13 protein-coding genes are annotated in these 14365 nt (G+C 69.6%); 4 read left to right on the top strand and 9 right to left on the bottom strand.

Annotated elements, in window-relative coordinates:
• Positions 1-156 precede the first annotated feature (156 nt).
• From MNQ95_RS06750 to MNQ95_RS06760, 3 genes are all read right to left on the bottom strand, one after another.
• Complete coding sequence (locus MNQ95_RS06750; RefSeq protein ID WP_241954191.1) at positions 157-735, bottom strand: pseudouridine synthase; 579 nt, start codon at positions 733-735, stop codon at positions 157-159.
• Positions 736-750: 15 nt separating this feature from the next.
• Positions 751-1050, bottom strand: coding sequence for a putative quinol monooxygenase (locus MNQ95_RS06755; RefSeq protein WP_162410259.1), 300 nt, complete (start codon positions 1048-1050; stop codon positions 751-753).
• Positions 1051-1199: 149 nt separating this feature from the next.
• A complete protein-coding gene (locus MNQ95_RS06760) occupies positions 1200-2066 on the bottom strand; it encodes a class I SAM-dependent methyltransferase (protein WP_241954192.1) in 867 nt (288 codons plus the stop codon).
• A gap of 155 nt (positions 2067-2221) precedes the next feature.
• On the opposite strand from MNQ95_RS06760, the gene MNQ95_RS06765 reads away from it, so the two are divergent.
• On the top strand, positions 2222-3247 hold the full coding sequence (locus tag MNQ95_RS06765; RefSeq protein WP_241954193.1) for an NADP-dependent oxidoreductase: 1026 nt from the start codon (positions 2222-2224) through the stop codon (positions 3245-3247).
• 95 nt (positions 3248-3342) lie between these two features.
• Here MNQ95_RS06765 and aceK read toward each other — a convergent pair whose 3' ends face one another.
• The 3 genes from aceK to MNQ95_RS06780 form a co-directional block, all read right to left on the bottom strand.
• On the bottom strand, positions 3343-5052 hold the full coding sequence (gene aceK / locus MNQ95_RS06770) for a bifunctional isocitrate dehydrogenase kinase/phosphatase (RefSeq protein ID WP_241954194.1): 1710 nt from the start codon (positions 5050-5052) through the stop codon (positions 3343-3345).
• 127 nt (positions 5053-5179) lie between these two features.
• Positions 5180-5536 carry a YgiW/YdeI family stress tolerance OB fold protein gene (locus MNQ95_RS06775; RefSeq protein ID WP_241954195.1) on the bottom strand — a complete coding sequence of 119 codons (357 nt, stop codon included), beginning with the start codon at positions 5534-5536 and terminating at the stop codon, positions 5180-5182.
• A 102-nt stretch (positions 5537-5638) separates the two neighbouring features.
• Positions 5639-6514, bottom strand: a complete 876-nt coding sequence (locus tag MNQ95_RS06780; RefSeq protein ID WP_241954196.1) for a LysR substrate-binding domain-containing protein — start codon at positions 6512-6514, stop codon at positions 5639-5641.
• Positions 6515-6622: 108 nt separating this feature from the next.
• Here MNQ95_RS06780 and MNQ95_RS06785 point away from each other — a divergent pair, with 108 nt between their 5' ends.
• Positions 6623-6850 (top strand): hypothetical protein, encoded by a 228-nt coding sequence (locus tag MNQ95_RS06785; RefSeq protein WP_162410265.1) that lies wholly within the window; start codon positions 6623-6625, stop codon positions 6848-6850.
• Positions 6851-6948: 98 nt separating this feature from the next.
• On the opposite strand, the gene MNQ95_RS06790 is transcribed toward MNQ95_RS06785, so the two are convergent.
• Complete coding sequence (locus MNQ95_RS06790; protein WP_241954197.1) at positions 6949-9177, bottom strand: NADP-dependent isocitrate dehydrogenase; 2229 nt, start codon at positions 9175-9177, stop codon at positions 6949-6951.
• Between the two features lie 352 nt (positions 9178-9529).
• On the opposite strand from MNQ95_RS06790, the gene MNQ95_RS06795 reads away from it, so the two are divergent.
• Complete coding sequence (locus MNQ95_RS06795) at positions 9530-10711, top strand: class I SAM-dependent rRNA methyltransferase (RefSeq protein ID WP_162410267.1); 1182 nt, start codon at positions 9530-9532, stop codon at positions 10709-10711.
• Between the two features lie 40 nt (positions 10712-10751).
• Here MNQ95_RS06795 and MNQ95_RS06800 read toward each other — a convergent pair whose 3' ends face one another.
• Positions 10752-12161: an amino acid permease gene (locus MNQ95_RS06800; RefSeq protein WP_241954198.1), complete on the bottom strand. Its 1410-nt coding sequence runs from the start codon at positions 12159-12161 to the stop codon at positions 10752-10754.
• A gap of 89 nt (positions 12162-12250) precedes the next feature.
• Positions 12251-12634, bottom strand: a complete 384-nt coding sequence (locus tag MNQ95_RS06805) for a DUF488 domain-containing protein (protein WP_162410269.1) — start codon at positions 12632-12634, stop codon at positions 12251-12253.
• A gap of 140 nt (positions 12635-12774) precedes the next feature.
• On the opposite strand from MNQ95_RS06805, the gene MNQ95_RS06810 reads away from it, so the two are divergent.
• Complete coding sequence (locus MNQ95_RS06810; RefSeq protein ID WP_162410270.1) at positions 12775-14340, top strand: DNA recombination protein RmuC; 1566 nt, start codon at positions 12775-12777, stop codon at positions 14338-14340.
• Positions 14341-14365 lie beyond the last annotated feature (25 nt).

Genomic DNA, 14365 nt, shown 5'->3' on the forward strand with positions numbered 1-14365 from the left:
CGCCCGAGGCGAGCGGGAAGAACCCTTTCCCATGACCACTCGCGCCGAGTTCCTCATAGCGAAAGTGGCGCGCCAGGATTCCGCCGCGGAGTGCCGTCGGAGTCAGGCGTTAGCGCTTCTGCCGACGGCGTCGGTGTCGCGGCCTGAAGTCCGTTCCTACAGAAGCGACCCGCCCACCCGCTGCCAGTGCCCGGGTGAAAGCCATGCCTGCGTGCCACCCATTGCATCGAGCCGATGGCCTCCGATCCCGACCCGCACCAGGCGTAGCGTCGGCAGGCCGACCGCGGCAGTCATGCGCCGTACCTGGCGGTTGCGGCCTTCGCCGATCACCAGTTCCAGCCACGCATCGGGCACGGTCTTGCGGAAGCGCACCGGCGGATCGCGCGGCCACAGGGTCGCCACTTCTTCCGGCGCGAGCCTGCGCGCCTGAGCCGGCCGGGTCGGCCCGTCGTTGAGGACCACGCCCGCGCGCAATGCCTGCACCTGCTCGGGCTGCGGATCGCCCTCGACCTGCACCCAATACGTCTTGGGCTGCTTGTGCCGGGGATCGGTCAGGCGGTTGGCCAGCGTGCCGTCGTCGGTCAGCAGCAACAGGCCTTCGCTGTCGTGGTCCAGGCGTCCGGCCGCGTAAACCGCCGGCGGCAGGCCGAAACCGGCCAGCGTCGGCCGCGGTGGCGTGCTGCGATCCGTGAACTGGCACAGGACGCCAAAGGGCTTGTTGAACGCGACCAGCATCGGAAGGGGCTGGACTCAGGCCAGGTGCAGGCCGTGGCCACCCAGCGGCCGGGTTTCGCTGCGTGAATCGAAGCCGGCGATCAGCGGCCGTCCGCGCGCGATGGCGTCCTTCACCGCGGGCAGTGCCAGCGAACCCTGGTGGCTGGCCGCGCTGTCCCAGACTTCGGTGATCCACAGCGCGTCGTCATCGGCCGGGTCCTCGGCGATGACGTAGCTCAGGCAGCCGGGCATCGCGGCCGTTCCTTCGAGCAGGACATCGGCCAGTGCCGCGCGTTGCCCCGCGATGGCGCGAATCCTTCCGATCAGTCCGTACATGGGTGCTCCGTTCGCGACAGGCAGGGCCGGGATCGACGCGCCGTGCCAGCACCGAATGAATCCGCGCCGGTCCACGGGTGGCCAATGGATCGCGGCGACGTTGCGGGAAGGGGTCGCGCGCGCGGCGCGACCGCCCCTCGCCTCCTGTCTTACTCCTGGCCCGCCTTCTTCACGAAGCGCAGGGTCATCCGGTCGCTCTCGCCGATCGCCTGGTACTTCGCGCGGTCGGCCTCCGGATGGTTGTTCGAAGGCGGCAGCGTCCACACGCCGTTCGGATGGTCCTTGGTGTCGCGCGGGTTGGCGTTGACCTCGCTGCTGCCGGCCAGCTCGAAGCCGGCCGCCTTAGCCAACGCGATGACCTGGTCCTGGCCCACGTAGCCGCTCTTGTCGTCGGCCGGCACGTCGCCCTTGGCGCGGTGCTCGACCACACCGAGCACGCCGCCGGGCTTGAGCACGTCGTAGAAGCCCTTGAACATGCCCTCGGCCTGGCCGGCGCTGCGCCAGTTGTGCACGTTGCGGAAGGTCAGCACCAGATCGGCCGAACCCGGCGCGCCGAAAGACGGCGACTTCGGGTCATAGGCCACGACCGCGGCCTTGTCGAACTGCGCCGCGGCACCGGCGAATTTCCTGGCCAGGCCGTCCTTGCCCTTCTGGTAGTAGTCGCGCTGGCGGCCGGCCTCGTACGCGGCCGGATCCACGATCGCGGCGACGTACTTGCCGTCTTCGCGCAGGTAAGGCGCGAGGATCTCCGCATACCAGCCACCACCGGGGGTGATCTCCACGACGGTCTGGTCGGGCCTGATGCCGAAGAAGGCCAGGGTCTGTCCGGGATGGCGATAGGCGTCGCGCGGCGTGTTGGCCGGATCGCGCCACTTGCCGTCGATGGCAGCCTGCAGCGCGGTATCGGGCGCGGGCAGCGTGGCCGTGTCGGCCGGTTTGACGGCCTGCGCCATCGGCGCGGCGATCGCGAGGGACAGGCCCAGCAGGCAGGCACGGGAAAGCGGAATACGTGACATCGCGACGCTCCGGTTCAGAAGTTGCGCGAGCCTAGCACGGGGTCCTTAAGGCGACGTCCATGCGGGTGCTGGAACCAGGGTGCGCATGCACATCGACGACCGGATGCACGGCGTATCCTTCGGGCCATCGATGCCACGGCACGGGAGCAGCACGCATGACGACCAGTACGCGAATCGTCCTGGCCTCGCGGCCCACGGGCGAGCCCCAACCCGCCAACTTCCGCCTCGAACAAGCCACGATACCGGTGACCGGTCCAGGCCAGGTCCTGCTGCGCAACCTCTACCTGTCGCTGGACCCGTACATGCGTGGTCGCATGAATGCCGGCCGGTCCTACGTGCCGCCGATCGCCATCGATGGCGTCATGGATGGCGGCACCGTGTCGCAGGTGGTGGAGTCGCAACATCCGGACTGGCATGCGGGCGACCTCGTGCTTGCCCACGGTGGCTGGCAGACGCACGTCCTGGTCGAGGGCAGCCAGCTGCGCCGTCGCCTCGATCCGGCCACCGCGCCGCTGACCACCGCGCTGGGCGTGTACGGCATGCCCGGTTTCACCGCATACGCGGGTCTGCGCGAGATCGGCAAGCCGCAGCCAGGCGAAACGGTGGTGGTGGCCGCGGCCGCTGGACCGGTCGGCGCCACCGTCGGCCAGATCGCCAGGCTGCAGGGCGCGCGCGTGGTCGGTATCGCCGGAGGGCCGGACAAGGTCGCCTGGCTGCGCGACGAACTCGGCTTCGACGCGGCCATCGACCATCGCGCGCCGGACTTCGCCGAACAACTGCGTGCCGCTGCGCCGGGTGGCATCGATGTCTATTTCGAGAACGTCGGCGGCAAGGTGTTCGATGCGGTGCTGCCATTGCTCAACGATTTCGCGCGGGTTCCGGTCTGCGGCGTCGTCGCGCACTACAACGCCACCGCCCTGCCCGAGGGTCCCGATCGCGTGCCCTGGCTGCTCACCCTGGTGCTGCAGCGCCGGATCACCCTGCGCGGCTTCATCCAGTCCGACTTCATGCACCTGTACCCGGAGTTCGTGCGCGAGATGGGCGCATGGCTGCGCGATGGCCGCATGCGCTACCGGGAAGATTTCGTCGATGGACTGGAGAACGCGCCGCAGGGCCTGATCGGCATGCTCCGCGGCGACAACTTCGGCAAGCGGATCGTGCGCATCGCGGCGCCGGCATGAGGTCATAGCCGCAGCGCAGCGGGACGAGGTCGCCCGCCGCGGAACGGAAGCTGTCGTTCGCCGGGCCTGTGCCGCTGCCCGCACGACCCGGTGGCTCAGGCCAGCTTCAAGGCTTCCGGATACGGCGGCGTGTCCGGCCATTCGCCGCGGCGCAGCTGCGCCTGCAGCAGCTGCCACCACTGCGGATCGAACAGTTGCCCATGCACCGCCTTCAGCGCCGCGGCCAGCGGTGCGGGCAGGGCCATGAACATCGCGAAGCGTTCGGGGAACACGTCGCCCGCGGCCACGTGGAACCACGGCTCGCTGGCGATCTGCTCCTCGTAGCTGGTGGGCTTGGGCCACTCGCGGAAATGGCACTCGCTGACCGCGCCGATCTCGTCGTAGTCGTAGAACACCACGCGACGATGGCGCGACACGCCGAAGTTCTTCAGCAGCATGTCGCCGGGGAAGATGTCGTTGCGCGCCAGGTCGACGATCGCCTGGCCGTAGTCCAGCGCGGCCTGGCGTGCGCCATCGGCGGTCTGTTCGCGCAGGTACAGGTCCAGCGGACGCAGCCGGCGCTGCACGTAGCACAACCGCAGCACGACATCGTCGCCCTCCTCTTCCAGGCTGCCGGCGCAGGTCGCGCGCAGTTCTTCCAGCAATGCCGGATCGAAGCGCGCGCGTGGGAAGCGCAGGTGCCGGAACGGCTGCGCGTCGAGCAGCCGGCCGACCCGGTCCAGGCGGAACACGCGTTCGTACTGCGCCTGCACTTCGACCGGCGTGGTCCGCTTGGGCCATTCGAAGCGGTCGCGGATCACCTTGAACACCAGCGGCTGCCCGGGCAGGGTGAACACCGCCATCACCATGCCCGGCGTGCCCTCGGCACGGACCAGCCGTTCGGCCGGATGCGCGTGGAAATAGCGGAAGAAGCTGCGATAGCGCTCGGTCTTGCCCTGCTTGGCGCGGCCGAGCACGGTGTACAGCTCGTCGATGGGCTTGTGCGGCAGCACCGAGCGCAGGAACACCACCGCGTCGCCCACGGTCGGCAGGTCGGCCTGGAAGTAGCTGCGCGAGACGCCGAACAGCTGGGCCACGTCGGCGCGCCGGGTCAGTACCGCTTCGGCGCGGATGCCGTCCTCGCCGTGCACCAGCGCGATCACGCAGGGCGAGAAGCGGTGTTCGCCGTATACGCGGCCGACCAGGTACGCCCGGCGTTCGCGATAGAACACCGTGTCCAGCAGCTCGATGCCGCGCACCGGATGCTCGCCCCAGTGCGCCAGGTCGTCCTGCAGGCGGATGGCTATTGCCGCCGCGCAGCGGGTGCGGTGCGCGTACGGCACGGCGAAGCGGTAGTTCTCCAGTACCCGCATGAAGGTGTCGGTCGGCCGCGTCTCGGAGACGGCGTAGCTGTGCCGTGCCACCGGCAGGGTGATCGCATCGGTCGGCTCGATGTCCAGGGCGACGAACTCGATCGCCGGATCCACGCCGCGGCTGCGGAAGAAGCGCCGGGTCAGCGTGTTGTAGAAGGTCTTGTACAGCTCGACGTCGATCAGTCCGTCGATCAGGCCCGAATAGGCGCTGCGCGCGGCGCCCCACAGCGGGCGGTCGTGGGCCTGCATGCCCAGCAGCGCGGCCAGGCGGCGGCCGCACTCGTCGATGCAGGTGTCGTACAGGCCCAGGCGTTCGGCCGCGTCCTCGCGCGCGCCGGGCCAGTTGCGCGTTTCGAAGCGCCGCTGCGCGCGCCGGCTGATCGCCGCGAAACGCGCGTGGTAGTCGTCGAAGGCGTCGCGGATCTGCGCGGCGATGGCGTCGGCCTGGGTCATGCGCGCATGGTAGGGCGGGATTCGGCCCCGCCGCCACGGCACGTCTGGCGCAAAGCACGCGCTGGAGCGGGGCTTGCCCCGCTGCTTGCTCCGATGGGCCGCCTACAGCAGCGGGACAAGCCCGGGGCTACGGAGTCAACACTTCCAATGTCTGCACATCGATGTAGCGACCGCCGAAGCCGCGTTCGATCTCGCCGGTGATCCGCACCTTGTCTTCCGGCCCGACCTTGCGGCCCTGCCAGGTCTTGTTCTCGATCTCGACCCGGATCTCGCCGGTCTCGTCGCGGAAGGTGAAGTACTCGTCACGCAGGTGGCCAACGACATTGCCGGTCAGGGTGACGTCGCTGCCCACCCGGGCATTGCCGACCGCCGCGACGGTGGACGCCTGCGGCGACGCGCTGGGGCCGGTGAACTGGGCGGTTGCCGGGAGGGAAACGGCAAGCGCGGAAAGGGACAACGCGAAAGCGAAGACGATCCTCTTCATCGCATCTACTCCTTGGGGAATGCCGTCCCGGTCGTGGGCGCCTGGCATCGGCATCCCGATTATGCGCATCCGCACCGGCGGACCATGAATGCGCGTGTCCGCTCAGGCGCTCGGCCCGGCGGCCTGCTCCAGCAACCATTCGCGCATGATCGCGAAACCGGGATGCGACACGCTGCGCTCCGGATACACGAGGTAGTGGCCGAATCCGGCCGGCAGGTGCTCGCGCGCCAGCGGGACCAGGCGCCCGGCGCGGACCAGGGGCTCGGCCAGCGTCCAGCGCGCCAGGGCCACGCCCATGCCCTGCACCGCGGCCTGGTGCAGGGTCTCGGTGTCGTCGAAGCGGGCGACGTAGCGCTCGGGCGCTTGCCCGCCGAAGCGCGCGAACCAGTCCTTCCAGCGATCAGCCGGATCGCCCAGCAGCGGGAGTTCCGCCAGTCGATCCAGCGCCGGCTCGCCGTGGCGCTCGACCAGCGCGGGACTGGCGACCGGCACGATCGATTCGTGGAACAGCAGCTCGGCGCGCACGCCCGGCCAGTGGCCTGCGCCCAGGCGCAAGGCCAGGTCCACCGGCTCGCGTTCGAAGTCCACCACGTGCGTGCTCGACTGCAGGTTCAACGCGAGCTCGGGATGCCCAGCCAGGAACGCCGGCAGCCGCGGCACCAGCCAGGCGGTGGCCATCGACGGGATCAGGCTCAGCGTCACCGTGTTGTCGCTGCGCACGCTGGCATGCCGCAGGGCGTGCTCGATGGTGGCCAGCGGTCCGGCGATCGCGTCGAACAGGCGCTGGCCCTCGGGAGTGGGTTCGACCCCGCGCGGACCGCGGGCCAGCAGGCGATGGCCCAGGCGTTGTTCGAGCAGGCGCATGCGATGGCTCAGCGCGCTCACGGTGAGGTTCATGCGCTCGGCCGCGCGGGTCAGGTTGCCGAGCCGGGCGGCGGTGACGAAGGCTTCGACCTGGTCCAGCGGGAGCCGGCTCATCTTGAATTCACCTCAACCCTGATGCGCAGATGTTTCGCTTTTTGCTCGGCAATCGTGGACCTATCTTGGCAACCGTTCAAGCCGGAGTGCCGGCAAAGGAGCGGTGTCATGGATAGCACGAACAACGGGTGGTGGCGGCAACTGGCGGCGATGTACCAGGGACTGTTGTTCCTCGACGGCCATATCGTCGATCCCCCCGCCGCCGCCGGGGAGGATCGCGACGGCGCCGGGCAGGTGCTCGAAGGCGCACGGGCCGGGCATCGGCACCCGCGTGCCCGGATACGCCTCGACGCACGCCGGCTGCGCGCGGGCATCGCGTTTTCGCTGTTCCGCTGACGGTGGTCGCCCGCCGCGCAGCGCGCGCAAACGACGACGCCCGGCCGGAGCCGGGCGTCTGGAGGGCATTGCGGTGACGCGGCTTTCGCCGCGCCGACTCAACCCAGGGTGGCGAGCGCGGCGTTGAACGTCGCCGACGGCCGCATCGCCGCACCGGCCTTGGCCAGGTCCGGATGGTAGTAGCCGCCGATGTCGACCGGCTTGCCCTGTGCGCCGTTGAGCTCGCCGATGATCGTGGCCTCGCCCTCGGCCAGCGCCTTGGCCAGCGGTGCGAACCTGGCCTTCAGGCCCGCGTCCTGGTCCTGCGCGGCCAGCGCCTGCGCCCAGTACAGGGCCAGGTAGTAGTGGCTGCCGCGGTTGTCCAGCTCGCCGACCTTGCGCGCCGGCGAACGGTTGTTGTCCAGGATCAGGCCGTTGGCCTGGTCGAGCGCGGTGGCCAGCACGCCGGCGGAGGCATTGCCGGTCTGCTCGGCCAGGTGTTCCAGCGAGGCGGCCAGTGCCAGGAACTCGCCCAGCGAATCCCAGCGCAGGTAGTCCTCTTCCACGAACTGCTGCACGTGCTTGGGCGCCGAGCCACCGGCACCGGTCTCGAACAGGCCGCCGCCGGCCATCAGCGGCACGATCGACAGCATCTTGGCGCTGGTGCCCAGCTCCAGGATCGGGAACAGGTCGGTCAGGTAATCGCGCAGGACATTGCCGGTCACCGAGATGGTGTCCTTGCCCTGGCGGATGCGCTCGAGCGAGAACTTCGTCGCATCGACCGGCGACAGCACGCGGATATCCAGACCGGCCGTGTCATGGTCCTTGAGGTACGCCTCGACCTTGGCGATCACCTGGCGGTCGTGCGCGCGCGCAGTGTCCAGCCAGAACACGGCCGGGGTACCGCTGAGGCGGGCGCGGTTCACGGCGAGCTTGACCCAGTCCTGGATCGGCGCGTCCTTGGTCTGGCACATGCGCCAGATGTCGCCCGCTTCCACCTTGTGCTCGAACACGACCTTGCCGGCGTCGTCGGTGACGCGCACGGTGCCGTCGGCCGGGATGCGGAAGGTCTTGTCGTGGCTGCCGTACTCCTCGGCCTTCTGCGCCATCAGGCCGACGTTGGGCACGCTGCCCATGGTGGTCGGGTCGAACGCGCCGTGCGCCTTGCAGTCCTCGATCACCACCTGGTACACGCCGGCGTAGCAGCGGTCCGGGATCACCGCCTTGGTGTCCTGCAGCTTGCCTTCGGCGTTCCACATCTTTCCGGAGTCGCGGATCATCGCCGGCATCGAGGCGTCGACGATCACGTCGCTGGGCACGTGCAGGTTGGTGATGCCCTTGTCGGAGTTGACCATCGCCAGCGCATGGCCGGCCGCGTACACGGCCTCGACGTCGGCCTTGATTACGGCCTGCTGGTCTTCCGGCAGCGGGGCGATGCGCGCATACAGGTCGCCGATGCCGTTGTCGGGCGAGAAGCCGACCGACTTCAGCGCGTCGGCGTGCTTGGCCAGCGCATCCTTGTAGAACTCCGAGACCGCCACGCCGAACATGATCGGGTCGGAGACCTTCATCATGGTCGCCTTCAGGTGCAGCGAGAACAGCACGCCCTGCGCCTTGGCCTCGGCGACCTGCGCGGCGATGAAGCCCGCCAGCGCCTTGCGGCCCATCGTCGACGCGTCGACGATCTCGCCGGCCTTGACCGCGACCTTTTCCTTCAGTACCACGGTCTTGCCGTCCGCCTGGGCGAGCTCGATCTTCAGGCCGCCAGCGGTGGCGATCGTGGCCGACTGCTCGCTGCCGTAGAAGTCGCCGCCGTCCATGTGCGCCACGTGGGTCTTCGAATCCTTGCTCCACGGACCCATCCGGTGCGGATGCTTGCGCGCGTAGCTCTTCACCGAGGCCGGCGCGCGGCGGTCGGAATTGCCCTCGCGCAGCACCGGGTTGACCGCGCTGCCCTTGGTCCGGTCGTAGCGGGCCTGGATGTCCTTTTCCTTGTCGTCCTTCGGCGCGTCCGGGTAGTCCGGCAGCGGGTAGCCCTGGTCCTGCAGCTCCTTGATCGCGGCCTTCAGCTGCGGCACCGAGGCGCTGATGTTGGGCAGCTTGATGATGTTGGCTTCCGGGCGGGTCGCCAGCTCGCCCAGTTCGGCCAGGTGGTCGCCGATCTTCTGCGCGTCGCCGAGGTAGTCCGGGAACTGGGACAGGATGCGGCCGGCCAGCGAGATGTCGCGGGTCTCCACTGCGATCCCGGCGGTGCCGGCGAACGCCTGGACGATCGGCAGCAGCGACTGGGTCGCCAGGAACGGGGCTTCATCGGTGAGCGTGTAGATGATCTTCGGCGTGTTCGACATGGTCTGCGGGGGCTCTCTTCGGATCGACTGACAGAACAGGGACGGCCGGGGCGCGGCGGGCGCATGGCCCGATGCCGTCCGGCGGCGGCGAAACCCCCGTATTGTCGCGTGTTTTGGCGGTCGGCGCGCGCAATGCGGCCCCGTGTGCCCGTGCTGCGCGGTATGGCGCGCGGGACTGTCCCGGACAGCGTGCAGGCACCCGGCCATCCCTGCTGCCAGGTGCCGCCGCGGCGGATATCCGGCTCCCGTGGGCGGTCGAAGTCCGGGATGCGTGGCCACCTTCCGCGCTACGCCTGCCGCCCGCGCACTCCCGGTGCCAGCGTGCCCGGGAAGCGGCCTTTACAATGCGCGCATGGATACCCACTACCCCACCGTACGGCTGAAGAACGCCTGGCGTTCCAGCCATCCCTGGATCTTCCAGAAACTGGTCGACAAGCCCGCGCAGAAGCCCAAGCCGGGCGAGATCGTCGACGCGTTCGACGTCGAGGGCCAGTTCATCGGCCGCGGCTTCTACAACGGCCACTCGCGCATCGCGCTGCGCATCCTCGAGAACGACCCGGCGGTGGCCGTGGACGCCGGCTGGTTCACCCGCAGGATCGGCGAGGCGATCTCGCTGCGCCGCGACGTGTTGAAGCTCGATGAGGTCTCCGACGCCTGGCGCGTCGTGCATTCCGAGGGCGATGGCCTGTCCGGGCTGGTGGTGGACCGCTACGCGGACCTGCTGGTGGTCGAGTTCTTCAGTGCCGGCATGTACCGCCATCGCGAGTGGATCTATGCCGCGCTGCGCGAACATTTCCCGGGCGCGCGCATCTACAGCTTCGCCGACGAGCACGTGCAGAAGCAGGAGAGCTTCGACTACCGCCCGGTCTACAGCGGCGGCGGTTCGCCCGAGCCGGCAGTGATCACCGAATACGGGATCCGCTTCCGCGCCGATCCGGCCGGCGCGCACAAGACCGGCTTCTTCGCCGACCAGCGCGAGAACCGGCAGTGGTTCTCGCAGCAGGTGGCCGGCAAGACCGTGCTCGACCTGTGCTGCAACACCGGCGGATTCGCGGTCTACGCCGCGGCGCGCGGCGCGGCCGAGGTCACCGGCATCGACATCGACGAGGCGGTGATCGAAATCGCCAAGGGCAATGCGCGCCTCAACGGCGTGAAGCCGCGCTTCGTGCAGGCCGACATCTTCCCGTGGCTGCGCGACGCGGCCAATCGCGGCGACCGCTACGACGCGGTGATCCTGGATCCGGCGAAGATGACCCGCGACCGCGACCAGGTCATCCCCGCGCTGAAGAAGTACCTGGACATGAACAAGCTGGCGCTGGGCGTGGTCAAGCCGGGCGGCCTGTTCGCCACGTTCTCGTGCACCGGCCTGGTGGCCGAGGACCAGTTCCTGGACATGCTGCGCCGCGCCGCGTTCTACGCCGGGCGCACGGTGCAGGTGCTGAAGGTGGCCGGCGCCGGCGCCGACCACCCGTTCCTGGCCAACGTGCCCGAGTCGCGCTACCTCAAGGCGGTGTTCTGCCGCGTGCTCGACTGAGCCTGCCGCCGGCGGGAGGTTTCCGCCGGCGATGCCCCGCTCAGGCGCGCGCCAGCTGGCTGTTGCGGCGCGCGTACACCAGGTACAGGACGAAGCCGAACACGTTCCAGGCCAGGAAATACAGCTGGGTCCGCTGCGGCAGGCTCCAGAACAGGTAGGCGCAACCGGCAATGGCCAGCGGCGCGATCACCCACGCCAGCGGCGTGCGGAAGCCGCGCGCACGATCGGGCTCGCGCTTGCGCAGCACCAGCAGGCACACCGACACGGCGATGAACGCGACCAGGGTGCCGGCATTGGCCAGCGCCGCGATCTCGTCCAGCCGGGCCACGCCGGCCAGCGCGGCGACCAGGATCGCGGTGAACACGGTGATCGTCACCGGCGTGCCGGTCTTCGCATTGACCTTCGACAGCGAGCGCGGCAGCAGGCCGTCGCGCGACATCACGAAGAAGATCCGGCTCTGGCCATAGAAGAACGCCAGCAGCACGGTCGGCAAAGCGACCACCGCAGCGACGCCGATCGCCGCGGCCGCCGGGCCGTGGCCCAGCTCGCGCAGGATCAGCGCCAGCGGCTCGGCGCTCTGGCCGAACACGGTGTAGCTCAGTGCACCGACCGCGGCCAGCGCCACCAGCACGTAGATGATGGTGCAGCCGACCATCGAACCGATGATGCCGATCGACAGGTTGCGGCTGGGATCCTTGGTTTCCTCGGCGGCGGTGGAAATCGCGTCGAAACCGTAGAAGGCGAAGAAGATGATCGCTGCCGCGGCCATGACCCCGCGTTCCACGCCGTCGGCACCCATCGATTTGGGAAAGCCGTAAGGCATGAACGGCTGCAGGTTGTCGGCGTTGAACGCCGGCAGGGCGATGGCGATGAACACCGCCAGCGCGACCAGCTTGACCACCACCAGCACCGCGTTGAGCGTGGCGCTCTCGCGGGTGCCGGCCATCAGCAGCCCCGCCACGGCGAAGGTGATCAGGATCGCCGGCAGGTTGATGATGCCGCCGGCGTGCGGCCCGGCTGCCAGCGCGGGCGGGATGGTGACGCCGACCCATTGCATGAAGCCGACGAAGTAGCCCGACCAGCCCACCGCGACGGTGCTGACCACCAGCGAATACTCCAGGATCAGGCTCCAGCCCACGATCCAGGCCAGGGTCTCGCCCAGGGCGGCGTAACTGTAGGTATAGGCACTGCCGGCCGCCGGCATCATCGTCGCCATTTCGGCATAGGCCAGTGCGGCGCATGCGCAGACCACGCCGGCGATCACGAACGAAAGCAGCACCGCCGGACCCGCCTTGTCGGCGCCGACCCCGATCAGGGTGTAGATGCCGGTGCCGACGATGGCGCCGATGCCCAGCGCGACCAGGTGCGGCCAGCCCAGGGTCGGGACCAGGCGGCGACCTTCCTCGTGCTGGGTGATGGTGTCGAGCGACTTGCGGCGGTGCCAGCTCATGGATGTCCAGGACGGATGCGAAGCGCGGAGTGTGGCGCAACGCAACGCAGCAAAGCCATCGACCGCCGCGGGCCGGGGTGCGTTCCGCCCTAGGCGCCGGCGTTGCCGCTGCCGTGCAGCAGGTAGTCGCGCAGGGCCACCGCGTTGTTGTGCTCTTCGTCGTGGGCGGCGTAGAGCAGGGTCACCGGTCCACGGACCAGGTAGCCACGCAACCGGGCCAGGGCCTCGGGATTGGCTTCCAGCTCAGCGAAATAGCGCGTGCGGAAGCCGTCCCAGCGCGCCGGATCATGGCCGAACCACTTGCGCAGCGCGGTGCTGGGCGCCAGCGCCTTGAGCCAGGCTTCGGCCTGCAGCGTTTCCTTGCGCAGCCCGCGTGGCCACAGTCCGTCGACCAGCAGGCGCTGGCCGTCGCCGGCTTCCGGCTCCTCGTAGGCGCGCTTGAGATGGATGGGGTGGCGGGTGCGGCTGGCCATGGCGGGGCATCCGGAAGTGCCCGCAGTCTGGGAGCGGGGCGGGAAGGCGGGAGTGAAGGCCCCGGCCTGGCGACCGGGTGCAGGCGAGGATGGGCGCCACGCGTCGCGTCCCCTGCGACCATGGCCGCTACACTTTCGGCATGAACCCAGCCGTCCTGCCCTATGTGATCGTCGTCCTCCTGCTCGCGGCGCTGGTGCTGCTGGCCCTGCTGCTGTGGGGCCGTTCGCCCGGCCGTTCCGAGGGCGCGGTAGGTGAGCTCGACAGCGCGCGCGCCGCCGCACAGGCCGCCGCGGTGGAATCCGGGCAGCTGCGGGGTCGCCTCGAATCCGTGCAGCTGGAGCTGGAGAACGAGCGGCAACGCGCCGCCGCGCAGCTTCAGGCGCTGGATGCGGCACGGCAGAGGATCGAGCGCGAGACCACGCTGCTGGCCGAACGCGAGACGCGCCTGGCCGAGCGCGACGCCGCCCTGGCGCGCGCGCAGGAACGCATCGGGATGCTCGAGGGCGAGCTGGACGCGCAACGCGGTGCCTACCGGCAGCTCCATGGCGAGCACGCCCGCGCGAGTGCGGACCTCCAGCATTCGCGGCAGGCGCAACAGGAGCTGCGCGCCTACCTGGACACCGCGCAGGAAAAGCTTTCGGGCGCGTTCGCCGAGCTGGCCGGCAAGGTGTTCGACGAGCGCGGCCAGCAGTTCGAGAAGAACGTGCGCCAGGCCACCCTGCAATCGCGCACGGACATGGAAGGCCTGCTCAAGCCGTTCTCCGACAAGCTGGGCGAATTCCGCCAGCGGGTGGACACCGTCTACGGCGACGAGGCGCGCGAGCGCGCCAGCCTGCTCGGTGCGGTCGGCGAACTGAAGACGCTCAACCAGGACATGGCGATGCAGGCCGCCGCCCTGACCAGCGCGCTCAAGGGCAGCGCGAAGGTGCGCGGCGACTGGGGCGAGCTGATGCTGGACAACGTGCTGCGCGGTTCCGGCCTGGAGGAGGGCGTGCACTACCGGCGCCAGCAGCATGCCGTCGACGACGAAGGCGCGCGGCTGCGCCCGGACGTGGTCGTGCACTTCCCGGACCAGCGCCAGGTGGTGGTCGACAGCAAGGTCAACCTGGTCGCCTGGCAGGAAGCGATGAACGCGACCACGCCCGAGCAGCACGACGAGGCGCTGCGCCGGCACGCGATCGGCCTGCGCCAGCACGTCAAGGACCTGGGCGACAAGAACTATCCCAAGGCCGTCGGTGGCGAGGCGCTCGACATCACCATCGCTTTCGTGCCGATCGAGGGTGCGCTGTCGGCCGCGCTGGGCGCCGACGCGGACCTGCAGGGATACGCGTTCGATCGGCGCGTGGTGTTCGCCTCGCCGAACACGCTCATGGCGCTGTTGCGCGTGACCGAGCGGTTGTGGACCCGCGACAAGGTGCAGAAGCAGGCGCTGGAGATCAGCGAGGTCGGGGGTCGCGTGCTTGATGCGCTCACCGCCTTCCTTGCCGAGTTCGACACCGCGGGCAAGCGGCTCGATGACGCCAGCCAGGCCTTCAGCCGTGCGCGCAACCGGCTGGTCGATTCGCCGCAATCCGCGTTCAACCGTGCGCGCAAGCTCGCCGAGCTCGGCAGCAAGGCCAGGCGCGCGCTGCCGGCCGAGCTGCAGCCGGACACGATCCAGCAGCTGGCCGCGCCCGCGGCGGGCGACGGGGACGTGCAGGAGTGAGCTTCGCGGGCGGCGCATAATCCAG

Source organism: Pseudoxanthomonas daejeonensis, assembly GCF_022637495.1.
GTDB classification, from domain to species: domain Bacteria; phylum Pseudomonadota; class Gammaproteobacteria; order Xanthomonadales; family Xanthomonadaceae; genus Pseudoxanthomonas; species Pseudoxanthomonas daejeonensis.

Bases quoted from the DNA above. Each gene is read 5' to 3' on its own strand.
- MNQ95_RS06780 (WP_241954196.1), bottom strand. From the start codon at position 6,514: ATGAGCCGGCTCCCGCTGGACCAGGTCGAAGCCTTCGTCACCGCCGCC.
- MNQ95_RS06765 (WP_241954193.1), top strand. From the start codon at position 2,222: ATGACGACCAGTACGCGAATCGTCCTGGCCTCGCGGCCCACGGGCGAG.
- MNQ95_RS06775 (WP_241954195.1), bottom strand. From the start codon at position 5,536: ATGAAGAGGATCGTCTTCGCTTTCGCGTTGTCCCTTTCCGCGCTTGCC.
- MNQ95_RS06750 (WP_241954191.1), bottom strand. From the start codon at position 735: ATGCTGGTCGCGTTCAACAAGCCCTTTGGCGTCCTGTGCCAGTTCACG.
- MNQ95_RS06785 (WP_162410265.1), top strand. From the start codon at position 6,623: ATGGATAGCACGAACAACGGGTGGTGGCGGCAACTGGCGGCGATGTAC.
- aceK (WP_241954194.1), bottom strand. From the start codon at position 5,052: ATGACCCAGGCCGACGCCATCGCCGCGCAGATCCGCGACGCCTTCGAC.
- MNQ95_RS06760 (WP_241954192.1), bottom strand. From the start codon at position 2,066: ATGTCACGTATTCCGCTTTCCCGTGCCTGCCTGCTGGGCCTGTCCCTC.
- MNQ95_RS06790 (WP_241954197.1), bottom strand. From the start codon at position 9,177: ATGTCGAACACGCCGAAGATCATCTACACGCTCACCGATGAAGCCCCG.
- MNQ95_RS06805 (WP_162410269.1), bottom strand. From the start codon at position 12,634: ATGGCCAGCCGCACCCGCCACCCCATCCATCTCAAGCGCGCCTACGAG.
- MNQ95_RS06795 (WP_162410267.1), top strand. From the start codon at position 9,530: ATGGATACCCACTACCCCACCGTACGGCTGAAGAACGCCTGGCGTTCC.
- MNQ95_RS06800 (WP_241954198.1), bottom strand. From the start codon at position 12,161: ATGAGCTGGCACCGCCGCAAGTCGCTCGACACCATCACCCAGCACGAG.
- MNQ95_RS06755 (WP_162410259.1), bottom strand. From the start codon at position 1,050: ATGTACGGACTGATCGGAAGGATTCGCGCCATCGCGGGGCAACGCGCG.
- MNQ95_RS06810 (WP_162410270.1), top strand. From the start codon at position 12,775: ATGAACCCAGCCGTCCTGCCCTATGTGATCGTCGTCCTCCTGCTCGCG.